This window comes from Uliginosibacterium gangwonense DSM 18521, assembly GCF_000373965.1.
GTDB lineage: Bacteria > Pseudomonadota > Gammaproteobacteria > Burkholderiales > Rhodocyclaceae > Uliginosibacterium > Uliginosibacterium gangwonense.
Genome location: NZ_KB892835.1, coordinates 552,429 through 570,151, shown reverse-complemented (window position 1 = coordinate 570,151; position 17,723 = coordinate 552,429). Strand labels below are relative to the sequence as shown.

Genomic DNA, 17,723 nt, shown 5'->3' with positions numbered 1-17,723 from the left:
AACAGGATTTACTTACTGCAGCTTCCATTGTTGGCAAGCATTATTCAGCCAAGCCCACTGTTGAATGTTGGTGGTATCGGCCGTGCCGCAGTTGGCAACATCCAGCACCTTGCCGCTGTTACGCGCAGTCAGACGGAACCAAGGTGCAGTCGTCGTCGTGACCTGCCATTGCTGGTTGGCGCCACCGTTACAGGTGTACTGAGCCACGTTTGCACCATTGGCAGTGGAAGCGCCATTCACATCCAGACACATGCCACTGTTCTCACTGACAATGCTCACGTAACCATTACCCAGATCCACCAACAGCCAGCTCTGCCAAGCATACCCATTGCAGGTATAGAGATCGACATTGGCACCTGAACTGGTGTTGGGCTGCTGCACATCCATACACTTGTTGCTGTTCTGGTTAACAAGTCGCTTATAGGAGCCCGTAGCACTGCCACTGTAACCCGCCGCAACAATGTTGGCCTGCACGGCATCTTCTGTAGCATCGGAAGGTTTGCCGCTTGTCATTGCACCTTCATAGAAATTGCCGACAGCCACTTTACTGTTGTCGCCGCCAATACCCAGGATGATGGCACCTTCTTTGTGAAAAGGCACATATCCACTTGTCGTGGGGAGCGGCCCGGCATAATCGGTTTTCAGGCCGCCGGATTGTGCATCGCCATCCCGAATCGAATAGGTCGTGGCATCTTGCTTGACCATGGCTGTGACATAGGTGGTATTTCGACCCGTGTTATTCGTGTTGCTACCATTACCGCCAAGAAAAAGGCCATTCTCAAGGTCTGCCATCACCCAGGGGCCTGCCCCCGTGCATGCAAACCAGCACAGTCGGCCAAAGTAGACGGCATCCATGTGGCCGTTGCCAGTGTCATTATTACTGGTTTCTGCATTGCCATAGTCAAAACAACAGCCATCATTCACATGGGCTGCGCTGGTCACCATGTAGATACCTTCTGATGCACTGCCTGTTGCGATACCCGAAGTGATGTTGCGCCGATAGCCCACTCCCGCCGAGACATAGAGCGCGTAGGCAGACTTCCCGCCCACGGTCACTTTCAACGCAGTGGCATTGGTTGCAATATCAGCACTGCCATTCCCACCCGCGGGCGCGACAGTCAAATCATTGCCATACCCGGACTGATCATAGATCTTCGTGATGGTGCACACCGAACCGGCACAGAATGTATCCTGCGCAGCGGCATTGGCCACTCCGCCTGCAGACAAGACACTAATATCCTGCGTGGTGCCATCGGTTGCACGCTTGACCTGATAAAGCTTGCCGCTATACCACCCAAACAATGCCCGTACCGTACTGTGCGCCGCAACACATGGCGTGCTGCCTGCAGCATAGATATCGCACGGGCCGGTTGCAGCCAAAGCATTTTGCATGCTTCCTGCAAACAGGAAAAATAAAAACGCGAATAGTACAAAGAGTCTTGTTTTGACGAAGGTAAAAATAGATGCACTGTGGGTCACTTCATCCTGCGGGCGGAGTCCGCCCAACATCCACTGCGTGTGATGGGTCAACATTTCAGTCTCCTTATTTATTCAGCTTATGCCCAGATTTCGTCCTCTATGACTCAAGGACCCAAACATCATATATAGGGCATACCGGCTGTCTATGATTCGAATAGCTGTTAGCCATGTACGAATCGGCTACTGTACAACTGGGTAGTTATTGTTTTCCCATCAAACAAACAAGAGAACGCCAAAGCATCACACGTCAGTAAAAAACGGAGGCCATGCCTCCGCTTCTTCCCCTCCACGTTCCTCATCAGACCCACTATAAGCATCATTTTCAGCTGCAGAAAACCTCTAGCGTTCCAGATTCTGGTGAACACAATCCACAACATACTCCAAATGCATATATCCCACCGCCTCTAGCGGATTCCCTGGGCATCCGCTGCTACACGCAACGGGGCATCGTCATACTCCCACAATCCCAGACGGCCTTGCTTTACAGTAAGCTGCAGGTGCGTTCCGTCCTTGAGCCACGCAATACGGCTTTGGAAGCCAGGCAATTCGATCCGGCCAATCCCACTCTGAGCGCCAACAGGTTTGAGCACCCCGGCTTCCGCAACAAAAGCCTGTGTCTGCTCCATGTCATACAAAAAACCATTGGCAAACAAAATCAAGGGCTGAAATGCCATGCTAATCCCTACACACAAAATAAACATTGCAGCAACGCTATGCGCAATTGGAGCGCACTTGGTTTCCTGCCAAGAAAACAGCCCCATGACCGCGAGGGCGGCAGCAACCAATCCTGCATACACCCAAATGGAAAAAGACATTTGAAGATGTTGGTTGGCGCGCCACATCATCAATAACAGCGATGAGGTCACAAGGAGTAAACCGACTGTCAGCGCAAATTTCACAGCGCGATGAGCGAGCATATCTTGGCTTATCGCATCCGTTGTGGATATCTTGTCCACAACGGATATTCCACGCTCCCGCAAAGCCCTGACCAGAGGCAGGCCATTCAATGCCTCACGCAAAATGCACTGATTTTCCGGCAAAGTCCACAAGGTTTGCGAGCTGGAGAAAGGGCCTATTTTGCGGGCAGGTATCAATTCCACCCGAATGGGATACCCTAAAACATGCCAACTTGCTGGCGTCAGCATACGAGGAAGCCTCTCCCGCGTCTGAATGCGCAAGAAGGCAGTTTCCAGACTAGTGATGTGTGCCTGCACAGGCTGCGGGACAATTTCAACCGCCACGATCTCCCGCAGAGGGATGCGCCAATTCCAACGCAGAAATGGCTTCAAGACACGTGGCACATCGCAACGATGCGTCAGTGCATCCGCATCTATCACCAAGGAACTCCGGCGTTGCAAAGCCTGAATTTTAATGGTCAAAAAACAGATGACGGCTTGCAAAACAACCACCAACAAAATCGGGTTACGTAAGCAACTGTCTCGCCATGCTACCCAGGCGCCAATTCCCGGCTCCTTTTCCGCACCAAAATACAGCACTATCAACACAACAACCGCCAACGTCACAAGGCACCAGAGAATCCTCTTTTGTTTGGCTTCATCAAAGATAGATGGATTAGAACGGAACTCGAACACTTGGCTATTTATGGCGTTAGGCATAAGGCTCTCTTGAAAAGCACGTCCCCCAACACTAACCGGGCTTGACGTTTTAAACCATTCCACATGCTACCCAGTAACATGCCATGCGATTCCTTGATCCTTCAAACATCATGACACGGCACGCCAGCCCCAGCGCCTGATGAGCCCTTTGCATTCTTCCACGGTAGCAACCGCACCCGTCGTGGAGACTGAACGCAAGGCGGAGGCTGCGGCGGCGAGCCCGAGTTCCAACCCCTCATGTAAAGGCCATTTTTCATGCAGGCCATACAATACCCCAGCAGCAAAAGCGTCCCCTGCGCCATTGGCCCCTACAATCGCCTCCGGTGGCACCTGCACCGAGGGGTGAATTATGACATTACTCTCACCACGGCTGGCCGCAACGCATCCGGTGGGATAATGAATCACCACACATTGCAGGCTTGCGGCACCGAGCAGGTTAAGTGCCGCACGTCTCGCCGCTGCCACATCGGTCAGCCCGCCGCACACAATATTGATGCCACTGAGCGCCCCGGCTTCGTAATCATTGATGATGAGGCTATCCAGATGTGGTAGGCACGGCCCGACCAGATGACGGATTTCTGCCGGTTCGGCGGAGATCATTTCCAGATTCGTCCAAATACCTTGATTTCTGGCTCTTTTCAGCACGCCGACCCAGCCGTTCGCCTCCTCTTGCCACGGGGCATCCATCCTGGCGTGAATGCCAGGGGCGCCAAGGTGCAGGATACGTGCGGGAATATCGCTGAAATCAAAATCATCGGGGCTCAAGTGGGCATTCGCCCCTTGGTGATGAAAGAAGGTACGCTTGCCACTTGACGCCACGGTCATGACATCCGTATGTGAAGTCGCTACATTTTCTATCACCCGCAGGCGCGAGGCATCAATGCCATGTTGATGACATGATGCCTGCAAGAATCGTCCCGCATCATCAGCCCCGACCGCGCCCATCGCCCACAGAGGAAATGTTGCGCCCAGCCGGGCCAGATCAATGGCCATGTTGTGCGCCGGGCCGCCCCCATCCGTGGTACGCGTCAGGATATTCGCCAGTGTTTCTTCCTCTGGCCAGTGCGCGATCGAGTTGTTGTGATCCACCAGCCAGCAGCCGCCACAAATCACGCCGGAGCGGGTGGTACTCATGCCGCCTCCGCACGCAGAACCGGATCACTGAGTAGCTGATCGTCATCCAGCATCCGCAGCGGGCGCAGTCCTTTTTTATGCAGCGTGTCGTGATAGGCATGCACGGCATCCTGGGGGCTGATTTCGTGCGCCACGACGTGACGCATCAGGGTCACAAGGGCAAGTGGGTCTTCGGCGTAGTTGATCTTGCGCCCAAACAGTGCCACGCGCGCACCGGCGGCTTCGGCACGTGCCAACAATTCAAAGGTATCGCGCGTGGTTCCCTTGGCGCCCCCGAGGATGCCGACAATGATCCGTCCGGGGTCGTAACTGCTCAGTTGCTCCATTGCAGCTCGCCCGTTGTAGGCGATCTTGAGGAATAGCGGGGCCTCGGCACTGACCATCCCGGCCAGACATCGCGTTATGCAATCGGCAATATAAAATCCAATTTGCGTAGGCGCCACGCCTATCGAGAAAGCCGGATTGAACACTTCCAGGAAATGCCGGACGCCTGCTGCCTGGGCCTCGACCCGGAAAGCGGCATAGGCTTCGAGCGTGCGAATATCCTCTGCCACCCGGTTGGAGAAAGTGACCGAATACAGGCCCAGATCCACGAATCTGCGCACCTGATCCAGCCGCGCAGTGCGGTGTGGCACAGACGGTTCATGCAGATAGGCTCCGCCACGAGGCGACCAGATGTCAGTGGTATCGTTGTAGCGCACTGCCGGGGTCACCGGGCTGTGGGCGAAGACATTTTCTGCCACCAGCGCCTCGCCCATGGCCGCACTCATGAGCATGATGTCGACAAGCCCGGATTGAACCATCTGCCGGATCGCCGCAAAATAGGCGGCGCGGGGTGCAATCTGCGCCTCCAGGGTATTTCCATGGGCATCTCGCGCAGGGCCAGGCGCCATCAGGCCCGTCGCCATTTCGGCATCTTTGGCGTCGGCGATGATGAAGTCGCTCGGCTGATAGTGCCCACTACGCATGCGGGCAAGTTTGCTATCCAGGCTTTTCATGCTGTCTCCTCTCGGTATTGTGATATGCGCGGCGCAGTGATTTTGCGACATGCTTGTTTGGCGAAATGATAATCCCGCCGACACCTGCATCTCCATCTGTGGCGAAAAAGCCGCGCCTCAAAATTCCGTACCCGTATTTGGGCGTATGGTCTGCTTGGCTTAGTACGCAATCAGATGAAGAGACAGACGTGTCATTACGCAAGATAGGGGTGGGCTTTGCATTCTCGGCGAATACCCCGCTGTGGGTCTGGATGTTGCAGTGGCGCCGACCGTGATCCCTGTCGCAAAAAAACAAAAAGGCTGCCCGAAAATCGGGCAGCCTTTTGCATAACGCGGCAGACAGATCAAGCGACCTTGCTTGGCGCCTCAGCGTTGTAGCGGTGGCGGTTCATGATGCGCTTGTCTTGCGGGTGGGTGCCTGGCACAGCGGAGATCAGCGCCTTGGTGTAGGCATGATCCGGTGCCGAGCAGATCTTTTCGGCTTCGCCGACTTCCACCAACTGCCCCTTGTACATCACGGCCACGCGGTCGCAGAAGTAACGAATCACGCCGATATCGTGCGAGACCAGGATAAAGCTGAGATTGAGCTTTTCCTGCAGATCCAGCAACAGGTCGAGAATCTGCGAACGCAGCGTCACGTCCAGAGCCGAAGTGGCTTCATCAGCGATAATCAGACGCGGGTTGCAAGCCAGGGCGCGGGCGATACCGATCCGTTGCCGCTGACCGCCGGAGAAGGCGTGCGGGTAGCGGTCCAATGCCATCGCAGGCAACCCCACCGTAGCCAGCAGTTCGGTCACGCGGTCGCGCAGTGCCTGCCCCTTGGCCTTGCCACTGACCAGCAGCGGCTCGCCCACGATCTGGGCAATCGTCATACGCGGGTTCAGCGAGGCGAACGGGTCTTGGAAGACCATGCGGATTTCCTGGTGGACTTCGCGCAAATCATGCGTGCCAGCCTTGGCCAGATCGACGATCTGACCGGAACCCATGCGGTAGAGCACTTCGCCACCCGAGGGGTTGAGCACGCGGATGATGCAGTTGCCCAGCGTGGTCTTGCCGGAACCGGATTCACCCACGATCCCCAAGTTTTCACCTTCATACAGGTCGATCGACACATTGTCGAGCGCCTTGAACGGGGCGCTGGTCTTGCCACCCAGGAAGCCCTTGCGCCCCGGATAGATCTTGGAGACGCCACGCACTTCCATAAGCTTCTGGTCGGTCGTGGTGTTCTTGCGCGCCTTACGGGCAGAAGTTTCGAGCTTGCGCACCGAATCAATCAACTCGCGGGTGTAGTCGTTCTTGGCCGTGTAGAACACTTCTTCGGCCGTACCGAACTCCAGCAGGTGCCCGTTCTTCATCACGCCGATTTCGTCAGCGATCTCGGCCACTACCCCCATGTCATGGGTAATGAACAGCACGGCCATGCCGTATTGTTCCTGCAGGTTCTTGATCAACGCCAGGATTTCGGCCTGGGTGGTCACGTCCAGCGCGGTGGTCGGTTCATCGGCGATCAAAATCTTCGGGTTGCAGGCCAGTGCCATAGCAATCATGGCGCGCTGACGCATGCCGCCCGAATATTCGAAGGTGTACTTTTCAATGGCTACGGCAGGGTTGGGGATTTCAACCTTGCGCAGCATCTCGATCGCACGGTTCTTCGCCTCTTCCTTGTTGACATCCTGGTGCAACAGGATGGCTTCAATGATCTGGTCACCAATCGTGTGGATGGGCGACAACGAGGTCATCGGCTCCTGGAAGATCATGGCAATTTCATGGCCCCGGATGGAGCGGATTTCCTTGCCACGTTCGTCGAGCCTAGCCAGATCCTGCCCCTTGGCATCCTTGCCGTAGTACAGGATCTCGCCGTCCATGATCTTGCCGGGGGGGTCCACGATCTGGAGGATGGAGCGAGCGGTCACGGATTTACCCGAACCGGACTCACCCACGATACAGAGCGTCTTGCCGCGCTTGAGCTGGAAGCTCACGTCATCGACGGCACGCACCGCCTTGTCACCCGTCCCGAAATAGGTCTTGAGGTGACGGACATCAAGAATGACGTCGTTATTGGTAGCTGCAGTATTCACGATATCAACCATTTCCTGAATTAGTGCGAGTACGGGTCAGCAGCATCGCGCAGACCATCACCCATGAAGTTCAGCGACAACACCGCCATCACCACTGCAGCACCCGGCAGGAACAGCCAGGGCGCAGCAGAGATCGAACGGATGTTCTGGGCTTCCTTGAGCAGCACGCCCCAACTGATGGCTGGCGGTTGCAGGCCTAGGCCCAGGAAGGACAGCGAGGTTTCCGCCAACACCATCGAAGGAATTGCCAGTGTCACAGCCGCAATGATGTGCGAAGCCAGGGAAGGCAGCATGTGACGGAAGATCACGCGGGCTTCCGAACACCCGTCCAACTTGGCCGCGATCACGAACACTTCACCCCGCATGGAGAGGAAGCGGCCACGGATCACCCGTGCCAAGTGGGTCCAACCGATCAGCGAAATGATCACCGTCACGGCCATGTACTGGAGGTGCGGCGGCCAGTTCTTGGGCAGCGCAGCAGCCAGGGCCAGCCAGATGGGGATCGTGGGCAGCGAGAGGATGTATTCCACCAAGCGCTGGATCACCCAGTCGATCTTGCCACCGTAATAGCCGGATACCCCGCCGAGCATAATCCCGATGGTCACCGACAAGGTCACCCCGATCAGGCCCAGCGACAGGGTAAAGCGGGCACCATAGATGATGCGGCTGAACATGTCGCGGCCATTCCGGTCGGAACCGAACACGAAGAAGGTTTCTCCGTGGGTCTTCGGTCCGAACAGGTGGATGTCGGTCGGAATCAAGCCCAGGAAGTTGTACTTGAAACCGTGGGCGAACATCGTGACCGCAACCTTGTGCTCCTTGTCGAGCACATAGATCGGGGCCAGGGTTTCCGGATCACGGGTCAGCGTATAGGCTTCAGCGTAGGGCGCGAACTTGAAACCATTCGTTGTGTCGAACAGATGAATCATCTGCGGCGGATGGAACACTTTCTTGGCATCAGCCTCGTCCGGTGCGAACGGAGCAAGGAATTCTGCAATCAGTGCAATGCTGTAGAAGGCCAGGACAATGAACATACTGACCAGGGCGAGACGGTGCTTGCGGAAGCGATCCCACATCAGTCTCCATTGCGAGGCATATTCAACGCCTCCCCGCAGATTGGCCATGTTTACCGTGGCGTCGGTTTTATTCGTTTCGCTCATTATTCGAACCTGATACGCGGGTCAAGAAGGACAAGGAGAATGTCGGAGATCAGCATGCCAACCACGGTCAGCAGACAGATCAACAACAGGATGGCGCCAGACAGGTAAATATCTTGCGACAACAGGGATTGGTACAACTGCGGACCTACGGTCTGCAGGTTCAGCACGATGGAGGTGATCACCGCACCCGAAATCAGGTTGGGCAGAATCCAGCCAATCGAGCTTACAAACGGGTTCAGGGCGATACGCACCGGATACTTGAGCAACAGCTTGGTTTCAGACAGACCCTTGGCACGGGCAGTCACCACGTAGGGCATGTAGAGCTGGTCGATCAGGTTGGCACGCATGATCCGGATCAGGCTGGCCGAAGAAGCCGTGCCCAGAATGATCATCGGAATCCACAGGTGCTTCAGGAGGTCAACCACACGGTCCCAGGACCAGGGCGCGTTGGCGTAATCCTGAGAGAAAAGACCGGTCACATCGATGCCAAAATATTTTACCCCGGCAAACATCATGACCAATGCCAACAGGAATTGGGGCACGGCCAGACCGACGAAACCAACCAGGGTGAAGAAGTAGTCACCAATCGAGTAACGGCGCACGGCGGAATAAATGCCGATGGGCAGTGCGATCATCCAGGTCAGCATCAGGGTGCAGATGGACAGGATCAGAGTCAAGCCCATACGTTCCCACAACAGGGCGGAGACGGGGCTGTTCCATTCGAAGGAATAGCCGAAGTCGCCGTGAAGGATGATGCCGCTCATCCACTGGAAATACTGCATCAGGATATTCTGATCGAGACCGAACCGGTGGCGCATATCCGCCATGGTGGCGGCATCGATCACCTCGCCAGAGGCAGACAGCGATGCGGCATAACTGTCAACGAAGTCACCCGGAGGTAACTGGATGAGGATGAATACTGTAAGCGATACCATGAACATGAATGGAATCGCGGACAGCATGCGTCGAAATATATATTGAAGCACGGTAGGTCTCGCTTTAAAGACTACTATCTGGGAAACCCAGGGCGGGCAAGCCGCCCCAGGCTGTCACGCTGCCAAGATTACTTGGCGAAGAACCACTGCTGGAGCAGCGTTGGACCCGGAGTCGGATAGGTCCAGCCCGAAGGCATCTTTTGGTACACGTTCATCAAGTTGGCCTTGCGAACGCCGGTTTCCAGTGCCGGACGGATGGTGCCGATCAGTTCAAACTCGTTGGCAGCCTCTTCCATGATTTCCTTGAAGAGCTTGTCTGCCTCAGCCTGAGACTTGGCGGTCTGCCATTTGTCATACAGATCCAGGCGCTTTTGCATGCTCGGCGAAGGCTTTTCACCGTTCTTGCCGTTGGACAGGTAGTACTTGGTCCATTCCAGGCTCATACGCGATTCTTGCGGATGGATCGACAGATAAGCACGCGGGTTGAGCGAAGCATCCTGACCGCCGGAGAACACATCCACGCTGATGTCATACTGATTGTTAGCAGCACGATCATAGAACAGGGTGCGTTCGGAGGATTGGATCACCAGTTCGATACCAGCCTTGGCCCATTGCTTGCGGATGAGTTCGAGCACGTCGATGTGGACCGGGTTGGAGATCATCGCAATTGCGTTGATCGACACACGGCCACCTTCCGGATAGGTACGGAAGCCATCAGCATCACGCTTGGAGAGACCCACCTTGTCAAACAGCTCACCTGCCTGCTTCGCGTCAAAGCCGGTGTATTGCGTACCGAGCTTCTGGTTGAACCACTTGGAAGTGCTGACATACGGTCCGAGCTGCCACGGTGCGCCTTGGCCCAGGAAGACGATGTCATTGATTTCCTTGCGGTCCATCGCCAAGGACAGCGCCACGCGGAAATCCTTGTTGCGCATCAGCTTCTTGAGCTTTTCGTTCTTGGTCGACTGGTTCAGCCACAAACCGGCAGCATTGGCATTCACGTTGGCCGAGCCGAAGATCTTGTAAGCACCCTTGGCTTGGTTTTCAGCCAGCACCGGGCGGTTCTGGATGCCGGAGATGTGACGCAGTTGGAAGTCGAGCTGGCCGTTGATGGCTGCCAACACGATGGTTTCCACTTCGGAGATCACCGACAGTTGCACGCGGTCGATGTAGGGCAATTGCTGGCCCTTGGTGTCGACTTGCCAGAAGAACGGGTTACGTTCCAGCACCACCTTGGTGGCGCTGCCACCGTAGGGTTCCTTGATGATCCACGGGTCCAGGGTAGGACGTTCCGGGTTGGTCCAGCGCGTGGCAATTTCCGTGTCGCCGCACTTGTTGCGCATCAGCTGCGCCCAGTCCTTAGCCTTTTCCTTGGCCACAAGGTCAGCCACGTGCGGGTTGTACTTCGGATGGAACTGGCTGCAATACTTCTTCTGCCACAGCAAGGGATGTTGTGCCAGCGGGGTGGCCAACTGCTCCAGGAAGGAGATGTAGGGACCGGCAAATTTGAACTTGACGGTGTAGTCATCCACCTTGCTCACCTGGACCAGCTTGTCATTCACGGTGAACGGGGCCAGGTTATTCGAGTAGAACTGTTTGTTGGACACCAGGTCGTTCATCGAGAACAGGATGTCATCCGCAGTCAGCGGGGTGCCATCAGACCAGCGCGTACCTTTGCGCAAGGAGAACGTATATTCGGAAGCGTCGGGGCTGACAACGTACTTTTCAGCCAGGTTGGGCTCGATGCCGTTGAAATCCATCGTCCAACGCACAAAGTTCTGCGGGCTGACCAGACGCAGGATCGCGTTGTAGTCACCGTTACCACGCAGTGCAGAACGCAGGGTTCCACCATAGACACCCACTTTTTCCAGTGGCTTGATCACTTGCGGGGTGGCAGGCAGGCGCTTGTCGACCGGTTCCAGTTTCTTGTCTTGCACCAACTTATCCAGCATCGGGGCTTGCGTGTAGGCACTTGCCGCAATGGGCAATGTAGCCATGGCTGCAACCACGATTGCCAGTTGTCGAGATGGGATCAACCTCATCATTTCCTCCTTGGCGTTAAAAAAACAGGCTTGTTGCATTTGCAACCAACCTGGATGCGCTTTTTACCACAACACACCAGGAAAACGACCAGCCCGTTACCGATTGATTACGAGAAGGACAATAGCTATCGACCCCTCCCTGCAAGTTGAGCTAAATCAACCGCGCTTATCGTTTTATAAGAGTTTTCCCTAATTTGACGATTTTGGCTAGATGCATTGCACAAAACATGTGTTTTTTTTTGCAACACTGGAAAACCCCTAGAAATGATTCAGATTCTGTGCTTGGTCGCCCCCTCGAAATCCGCTGAATACAACAGATATATCCTTGACGTACCAATACCTCAGCGTCCATGCTGAAGTGACATGCCAACCGTAAGTCGGTTTGAAGTTCCATACCAGCCCCCCGACAGGAGTAAGATCGGCGCAACAAGATCGAAGATCACAAACCGCCTCCACAACCTCGACTCCCAGGCATGAATATCGTCATCGTTGAAGACACCCCGGTCAATCTGGTTCTGATGCAAAACCTGGTCAAACGCCTGGGGGATCACGATTGCAAATTATTTTCAGAGCCCGAGTTAGGCTTGGCCTGGTGCATGGCCGACGCCCCTGACCTGATCATTGTTGACTACATGATGCCCCGCATGGATGGCCTGGAATTTATCCGCCACTGCCGGGCCAGCGAGCAGCTGGGCAACCTGCCCATCCTGATGGTGACGGCTGCCGCCGACAAGGAGATCCGCTACGCGGCACTGGAAGCCGGTGCCACAGATTTCCTGACCAAGCCCATCGACAAGAATGAGTTCAACCCGCGTGTGCGCAATATGCTGGCACTGCGCGAGAGCATGATTGCCGAAACGCGACGTGCCGACCTCTTGGCAGAAGAGGTACGCAAGGCCACCGAGGAAATCCATGCCCGCGAGCGCGAAACCGTCATGCGTCTGGCCAAGGCGGCTGAATTCCGCGATCCGGAAACCGGCTACCACATACTGCGCATGGCCAGTTACTCAGCGGCCATCGCCCGGCAGATAGGCCTGCCCCCACCGATGGTGGAACAGCTCCTGCAGGCAGCGCCCATGCATGACGTAGGCAAACTTGGCACGCCTGACCATATCCTGCTCAAGCCGGGCAAGCTCACGCCGGAAGAATTTGAGATCATGCGCCAGCACACCGTGATCGGCTACGAGATTCTCAAAAACTCCACCTCACCTGTGTTGCAGTTAGCCGCAGAGATTGCCCTGACCCACCATGAAAAATTTGATGGCTCGGGCTATCCACATGCACAGCAGGGCGAAGCAATCCCCATCAGCGGACGCATTGTCGCGGTCGCGGATGTTTTCGATGCCTTGACCTCGGTGCGCCCCTACAAACAGGCCTGGGATCTGGATGTCGCCAGAAATTATGTGATGGAGCAGACGGGCAGCCACTTCGACCCGGCCTGTACGGAAGCCTTCGATGCCTGCTGGGAGGAGATTTTAGAAATTCATGCAAAATACAGGGACGAGCCACAAAGCGTTTAAAACACATGCCAAGGGATGTGCCAAACTCCCTTTTCCTGCCTTCATACCTGTGGTGATGTAGAAATGAACATGGATACGTCCTCAGGCTTTGACAAAGCCTGGATGCTCAATCAAATCGGCGGCGACCTGGGGCTTTTGCATGAAGTGGCAAAGGTGTTTCTGGACGATTACCCACGGCTACAGGAACAGATCAACCTGGCTTTGCAGGCACAAGACAGCACTGCGCTGTATTCGGCCGCGCATGCCATGAAAAGCGCGGTCGGCAATTTCGGTGCAAAAGCCGCTGTCAATACCGCACAAAGCCTGGAACGCGCTTGCAAGGATGGAGACGCTGCCGCCTATCCTGCTCTGGCAGCCGCGTTGTTGCAAGGGGTTGAAACACTGGCCCAGGCGCTTGTGCTTGAGTTGGAGCACAACGCCTAAACAGCTTCCCACGGTGTGCCTTCTGACAGGCAAAACATGTCAAATGGCTGTGTTTCGCTTACCATTCGGCCATGACACCTTCTATGGCCCCTACTGCACGCACGCCTCAGACCATTTCCTGGTACTGGTGGCTGCCACTGGTCACTATTGTTCTGCTCGTCTGCATCGTAGGCGGTTTTATCTGGCTAGGGCTCAAAACCGAGCATGAGGAGCGCCATACCGCACTGGTGGGCGATTCGCTGTGGATGGAGCAAAACCTGCGATTCCACCTGGAGAACACCGAAAGCGTACTCTCCCAGGTTGGCACCCTGTTGGCCCCCAACCCGGCAGACTTGTCCGATGCGCTGGAAGAAAAAGTGCGCACGCTGTTGCAAGGCAGCTCGGGGCTGGTCACCATCCTATGGCTGGATGCGGAAGGCAACACCGTCACCACACTCCCGGCGAGCAGCGCGCCGGTCATGCTTGCTGGCGACCATGATGTGGCAATCCAGCGTGCCCGCGCACTGAACCGCCCGACCTACACCCGGCCTTTCGTGCAGGCCGATGGCAGCTATGCCATCGAGGCAGTCATCCCGGTATTTGGCTCACAGAAATTCAGCGGCTACGTGGTGGGCAGCTACTCACTCCCCCGCCTGATCGAAAAACATGTGCCCTGGTGGTTTGCCGAACGCTATCGTTTTGTGCTGACCGACAATAACGGCCAGGAACTGGCTGGAACCACCTCCAGCACCATGCCTGAGCGCGAAGCGGAATTCCACATTTCGCTTGACCAGATCGGCGGCCTCGGGATGAACGTCAGCAGCACCCCGACGGCCACCCGCATCATCCCGGGGGTGATCATCATCACCCTGCTGGGCTTTACCCTGCTCATTGCCTGGAGCATGTGGGCCTTGCGTAATCACGTGTTGCGCCTGCAAACCACCGAGAGCGCGCTACGCCGCGAACACGCCTTCCGCCTCGCCATGGAAAATTCGGCACTGGTCGGGCTGTATGCACGTGACGACGCAGGCCGCATCACCCACGTCAATCTCGCCTTTTGCCGGATGATCGGCTGGTCGTCCGACGAACTGGTCGGTTGCACATCCCCCATGCCATATTGCTTGCCCGATGAGCACCATACCAACACCCCGGCCACCGGCATGGCGGAAGTCCAGAGCGCCCATGAAGCCCGCTTCCTGCACCGCGATGGCCGCATCATCAATGTCCTGGTCTCGGAAGCCCCCTTGGTTGATGCCGATGGGCACCAGGGGGGATGGATGGGCTCAGTGCTGGACATCACGGAACGCAAAGAAGCCGAAGCCTTGGCGCGCCTCCAGCAAGAACGCCTGGAGGCCACTGCCCGTCTGGTCGGCATGGGTGAAATGGCCTCCACCCTGGCCCATGAAATCAACCAGCCCCTGTCTGCCATCGCCAGTTACAGCGCTGGCTGCCTAAATGCGCTGCGCAACGGCCGCTACAACGAAAAACAGTTTCTGGAGGTGCTGGAAAAAGTAAATCAGCAGGCCCAGCGGGCGGGCCGCATCGTGCATCGCATCTATGACTTCGTCAAACGCAGCGAATCGCGGCGTGAGGCCGTGGATATCAACCCCACGATCCGCGAATCCATCGGTGTGCTGGAAAACGACGCACAACGGCGCAAAGTGCGCATCGAATGCAGCCTGGGCAAAAATATCCCCACAATCCAGGCAGATCGCACCCTGATCGAGCAAGTGATCATCAACCTGTTACGCAATGGTATGGATGCCATGCAGAACACCCCGGAAGCAGCCCGGCTGCTCCAGGTGTCCAGCCAATGGCTGACGGAGGAAGACTCAGTACGCATCGCCATCACCGACCACGGTAGCGGAGTACCGAGCCATATCGCCGACCGTCTGTTTGATTCGTTCTTCACTACCAAGCCAGAAGGCATGGGCATGGGCTTGAAAATCTGCCGCTCAGTGGCCGAACAGCACAACGGGCGGCTCTGGTTCGAGCCAGCCGCTACAGGGGGCACCAGCTTTTTCCTTCAACTCCCGGCAGGAGAAGAAGACAAGCCTGCAGCCTGACTCATGCAGGCAGGCCAAGCGCCCACCCAATCCAGCCCTTCTGGTGACACGGCCCCCAAACCACCAATCCACAGCAGTTCTTCGCCATTCCACACACAGGGCAAGTATTCCCGCCACCACGGCGGCACCCCCACATCCTGGCAGAGCAACTTGAACGCACGCTGCGGTCGCCCCGGCCCCAGGCGCCAATGCATACCGATCTGGCGCACACCTACGCGTATCGCGCGGCCATCCGAGCAGGCAAAAGATTCGGGAAAGCATAGACGCCCCCCAGCCCAGGGCAACTCCCGCTGCCCCTGCCAAACCAGTGCCTGGGGCAGCGGAATCACCGCAGGCTCCAACCAGATCCGATCCCGGTAGGCACAAACCGCCGAATGCCCAAAGACCCAGCGCACGGCCCCCTCCCCCGCCAATTGCCGCAAGCCATCCTCCAGCCTCGCCATTTCCGGCAACAGGGCATCTGCCGCACGCAGGTAATGACGCAACAGATTGCGCACACGGGGGTGCGACAAAGCCTGAAAGCGCTGACGACTACCCGCTTGCCCCAAAGCCACCTCGCAAGCATCGATCTGCGCCAATTCACCCAACAACTGGTCGCTTTCAGCAAAGATCTCCGCGCTACGTGCAAGATTTTGAGCCACTGCAGGAAAGCGTTCACGTAGCGGTGCAAAAACCTGATGTCGCAGATAGTTACGGGAAAAACGCAGATCAGGATTGCTGTCGTCGTCCACCCAGCTCAATCCTTCCGCACGGGCGTAGACTTCCAGCTCGGCGCGGGACTCCCCCAGCAGGGGGCGGATCTGGCGGCGAACTGGATCAACTCCCCGCATGCTGGCAGCCCCTGTCACCCCTGCGCCACGGCACAGGCGGAACAGCAGGGTTTCTGCCTGATCATCGGTGTGATGCGCCAGGGCAAGCCAGCCCTGCCAGCCCTCCGCCAAAGCCTCATAGCGGGCGCGGCGCGCAGCCGCCTCTAGGCCTGCCGCATCCTGGCGGGAGACTTGGACGTGCTGCAACACAAAGGGAATACGGAGGGTTTCGCACACCTGGGCGCAGTGCGCACTCCAGGCATCGGCCTGAAGACTCAGGCCGTGGTGAACATGACAGGCTTGCAGCGCCAAGGGCATGCGCTGCGCCAAACCTGCCAATACGTGCAACAGCACGCTCGAATCCAGGCCACCGCTGAAGGCGACACGCACAGCCAGTGCCCCGCCTTCACACGGCATGAGTGGCGCCAAGCTGGCCGCCACCCGCTCCGAGAGCTGCTCAGGCAGCCTGCTCCTTGAATTTGCCATAACTCACCAGACGCTCGAAGCGACGTGCCACCAATTCGTCAGGTGTCAGCTCGGTCAGCTGGCGCAAGCTATCCTGCAAGGCGCGCTTGAGCGTTTGCGCAGTGGCACGATGGTCACGGTGAGCACCACCCACCGGCTCGTTGACCACCTTGTCAATCAGCCCCATGGATTTCAGGCGCACAGCGGTGATCCCCATGATCTCGGCAGCTTCCGAAGCCTTGTCTGCACTCTTCCACAGGATGGAGGCGCAGCCCTCGGGGGAGATGACCGAGTAGGTGGAGTACTGCAGCATCAGCACCGTATCGCCCACGCCAATCGCCAAGGCACCCCCTGAGCCGCCTTCACCGATGACGGTAACCACGATGGGCACGCGCAGTTCAGACATTTCATACAGATTGCGGCCAATGGCTTCAGACTGGCCGCGCTCTTCAGCATCAATCCCCGGCCAGGCACCCGTGGTATCCACAAAAGTAAAGATGGGCACATTGAACTTCTCAGCCATGCGCATCAGGCGCAATGCCTTGCGATACCCCTCGGGGCGCGGCATGCCGAAATTGCGGGCAATCTTTTCCTTGGTGTCACGCCCCTTCTGGTGGCCAATCACCATGCAGCTCTGGCCATTGAAGCGGGCAAGCCCCCCGACGATGGCCTTGTCGTCCGCAAAGGCACGATCACCGTGGAGTTCTTCAAAATCGGTAAAGATGTGCTGGATGTAATCCAGGGTATAAGGCCTTGAGGGGTGGCGTGCCACCTGGGCGATCTGCCAGGGCGAGAGCTTGGCGTAGATATCCTTGGTCAAGGTCAATCGTTTGGCTTCCAGGCGCGAGATCTCCTCGGAGATATCCACCGCAGAATCATCTTGCACGAAACGCAGTTCCTCAATCTTGGATTCAAGATCGGCGATCGGCTGCTCAAAGTCGAGAAAAGTGGTCTTCACAGACAAGTCGCTTTGGAAAAAGGATTTGCATTGTACCTGAAGGCGAAGGCTTGGGTCTTCC

Annotated in this window: 13 protein-coding genes; 3 read left to right on the top strand and 10 right to left on the bottom strand. The window is 56.8% G+C overall.

Going from position 1 to position 17,723, the window contains the following annotated elements:
- Positions 1-12 precede the first annotated feature (12 nt).
- The 8 genes from B145_RS0105470 to B145_RS0105430 all read right to left on the bottom strand — a co-directional run bounded on the left by B145_RS0105470 (position 13) and on the right by B145_RS0105430 (position 11,397).
- Positions 13-1,533, bottom strand: a complete 1,521-nt coding sequence (locus B145_RS0105470; RefSeq protein WP_018605712.1) for an arabinofuranosidase catalytic domain-containing protein — start codon at positions 1,531-1,533, stop codon at positions 13-15.
- A gap of 350 nt (positions 1,534-1,883) precedes the next feature.
- Complete coding sequence (locus B145_RS0105460; protein WP_026258855.1) at positions 1,884-3,095, bottom strand: hypothetical protein; 1,212 nt, start codon at positions 3,093-3,095, stop codon at positions 1,884-1,886.
- A 108-nt stretch (positions 3,096-3,203) separates the two neighbouring features.
- Positions 3,204-4,229 (bottom strand): carbohydrate kinase family protein, encoded by a 1,026-nt coding sequence (locus B145_RS0105455; protein WP_018605705.1) that lies wholly within the window; start codon positions 4,227-4,229, stop codon positions 3,204-3,206.
- The gene (locus B145_RS0105450) at positions 4,226-5,227 is read right to left on the bottom strand and encodes a beta/alpha barrel domain-containing protein (protein ID WP_018605704.1); all 1,002 of its coding nucleotides are present in this window, start codon (positions 5,225-5,227) and stop codon (positions 4,226-4,228) included. The genes B145_RS0105455 and B145_RS0105450 overlap by 4 nt, the downstream gene beginning before the upstream one ends.
- Before the next feature lie 344 nt (positions 5,228-5,571).
- Entirely contained in the window at positions 5,572-7,305 is a 1,734-nt protein-coding gene (locus tag B145_RS0105445; protein WP_211209757.1) for an ABC transporter ATP-binding protein, read from the bottom strand.
- A 20-nt stretch (positions 7,306-7,325) separates the two neighbouring features.
- Positions 7,326-8,465 carry an ABC transporter permease gene (locus B145_RS0105440; protein ID WP_018605702.1) on the bottom strand — a complete coding sequence of 380 codons (1,140 nt, stop codon included), beginning with the start codon at positions 8,463-8,465 and terminating at the stop codon, positions 7,326-7,328.
- Positions 8,465-9,451 carry an ABC transporter permease gene (locus B145_RS0105435; protein ID WP_026258853.1) on the bottom strand — a complete coding sequence of 329 codons (987 nt, stop codon included), beginning with the start codon at positions 9,449-9,451 and terminating at the stop codon, positions 8,465-8,467. Before B145_RS0105435 ends, B145_RS0105440 begins: the two co-directional genes overlap by 1 nt.
- Before the next feature lie 77 nt (positions 9,452-9,528).
- Entirely contained in the window at positions 9,529-11,397 is a 1,869-nt protein-coding gene (locus B145_RS0105430) for an ABC transporter substrate-binding protein (protein ID WP_211209755.1), read from the bottom strand.
- 518 nt (positions 11,398-11,915) lie between these two features.
- On the opposite strand from B145_RS0105430, the gene B145_RS0105425 reads away from it, so the two are divergent.
- The 3 genes from B145_RS0105425 (at position 11,916) to B145_RS0105415 (ending at position 15,430) form a co-directional block, all read left to right on the top strand.
- Positions 11,916-12,962 (top strand): HD domain-containing phosphohydrolase, encoded by a 1,047-nt coding sequence (locus B145_RS0105425; protein ID WP_018605699.1) that lies wholly within the window; start codon positions 11,916-11,918, stop codon positions 12,960-12,962.
- A gap of 69 nt (positions 12,963-13,031) precedes the next feature.
- Positions 13,032-13,385, top strand: coding sequence for an Hpt domain-containing protein (locus B145_RS0105420; RefSeq protein ID WP_018605698.1), 354 nt, complete (start codon positions 13,032-13,034; stop codon positions 13,383-13,385).
- Positions 13,386-13,456: 71 nt separating this feature from the next.
- Positions 13,457-15,430: an ATP-binding protein gene (locus B145_RS0105415; protein ID WP_083917620.1), complete on the top strand. Its 1,974-nt coding sequence runs from the start codon at positions 13,457-13,459 to the stop codon at positions 15,428-15,430.
- On the opposite strand, the gene tilS is transcribed toward B145_RS0105415, so the two are convergent.
- Positions 15,391-16,725: a tRNA lysidine(34) synthetase TilS gene (gene tilS / locus B145_RS24515; RefSeq protein WP_083917619.1), complete on the bottom strand. Its 1,335-nt coding sequence runs from the start codon at positions 16,723-16,725 to the stop codon at positions 15,391-15,393. The genes B145_RS0105415 and tilS overlap by 40 nt on opposite strands.
- A complete protein-coding gene (locus tag B145_RS0105405; RefSeq protein WP_018605694.1) occupies positions 16,697-17,662 on the bottom strand; it encodes an acetyl-CoA carboxylase carboxyltransferase subunit alpha in 966 nt (321 codons plus the stop codon). Before B145_RS0105405 ends, tilS begins: the two co-directional genes overlap by 29 nt.
- Positions 17,663-17,723 lie beyond the last annotated feature (61 nt).

Bases quoted from the DNA above. Each gene is read 5' to 3' on its own strand.
- B145_RS0105470 (WP_018605712.1), bottom strand. From the start codon at position 1,533: ATGTTGACCCATCACACGCAGTGGATGTTGGGCGGACTCCGCCCGCAG.
- B145_RS0105460 (WP_026258855.1), bottom strand. From the start codon at position 3,095: ATGCCTAACGCCATAAATAGCCAAGTGTTCGAGTTCCGTTCTAATCCA.
- B145_RS0105455 (WP_018605705.1), bottom strand. From the start codon at position 4,229: ATGAGTACCACCCGCTCCGGCGTGATTTGTGGCGGCTGCTGGCTGGTG.
- B145_RS0105450 (WP_018605704.1), bottom strand. From the start codon at position 5,227: ATGAAAAGCCTGGATAGCAAACTTGCCCGCATGCGTAGTGGGCACTAT.
- B145_RS0105440 (WP_018605702.1), bottom strand. From the start codon at position 8,465: ATGAGCGAAACGAATAAAACCGACGCCACGGTAAACATGGCCAATCTG.
- B145_RS0105430 (WP_211209755.1), bottom strand. From the start codon at position 11,397: ATGGCTACATTGCCCATTGCGGCAAGTGCCTACACGCAAGCCCCGATG.
- B145_RS0105425 (WP_018605699.1), top strand. From the start codon at position 11,916: ATGAATATCGTCATCGTTGAAGACACCCCGGTCAATCTGGTTCTGATG.
- B145_RS0105420 (WP_018605698.1), top strand. From the start codon at position 13,032: ATGGATACGTCCTCAGGCTTTGACAAAGCCTGGATGCTCAATCAAATC.
- B145_RS0105415 (WP_083917620.1), top strand. From the start codon at position 13,457: ATGACACCTTCTATGGCCCCTACTGCACGCACGCCTCAGACCATTTCC.
- tilS (WP_083917619.1), bottom strand. From the start codon at position 16,725: ATGGCAAATTCAAGGAGCAGGCTGCCTGAGCAGCTCTCGGAGCGGGTG.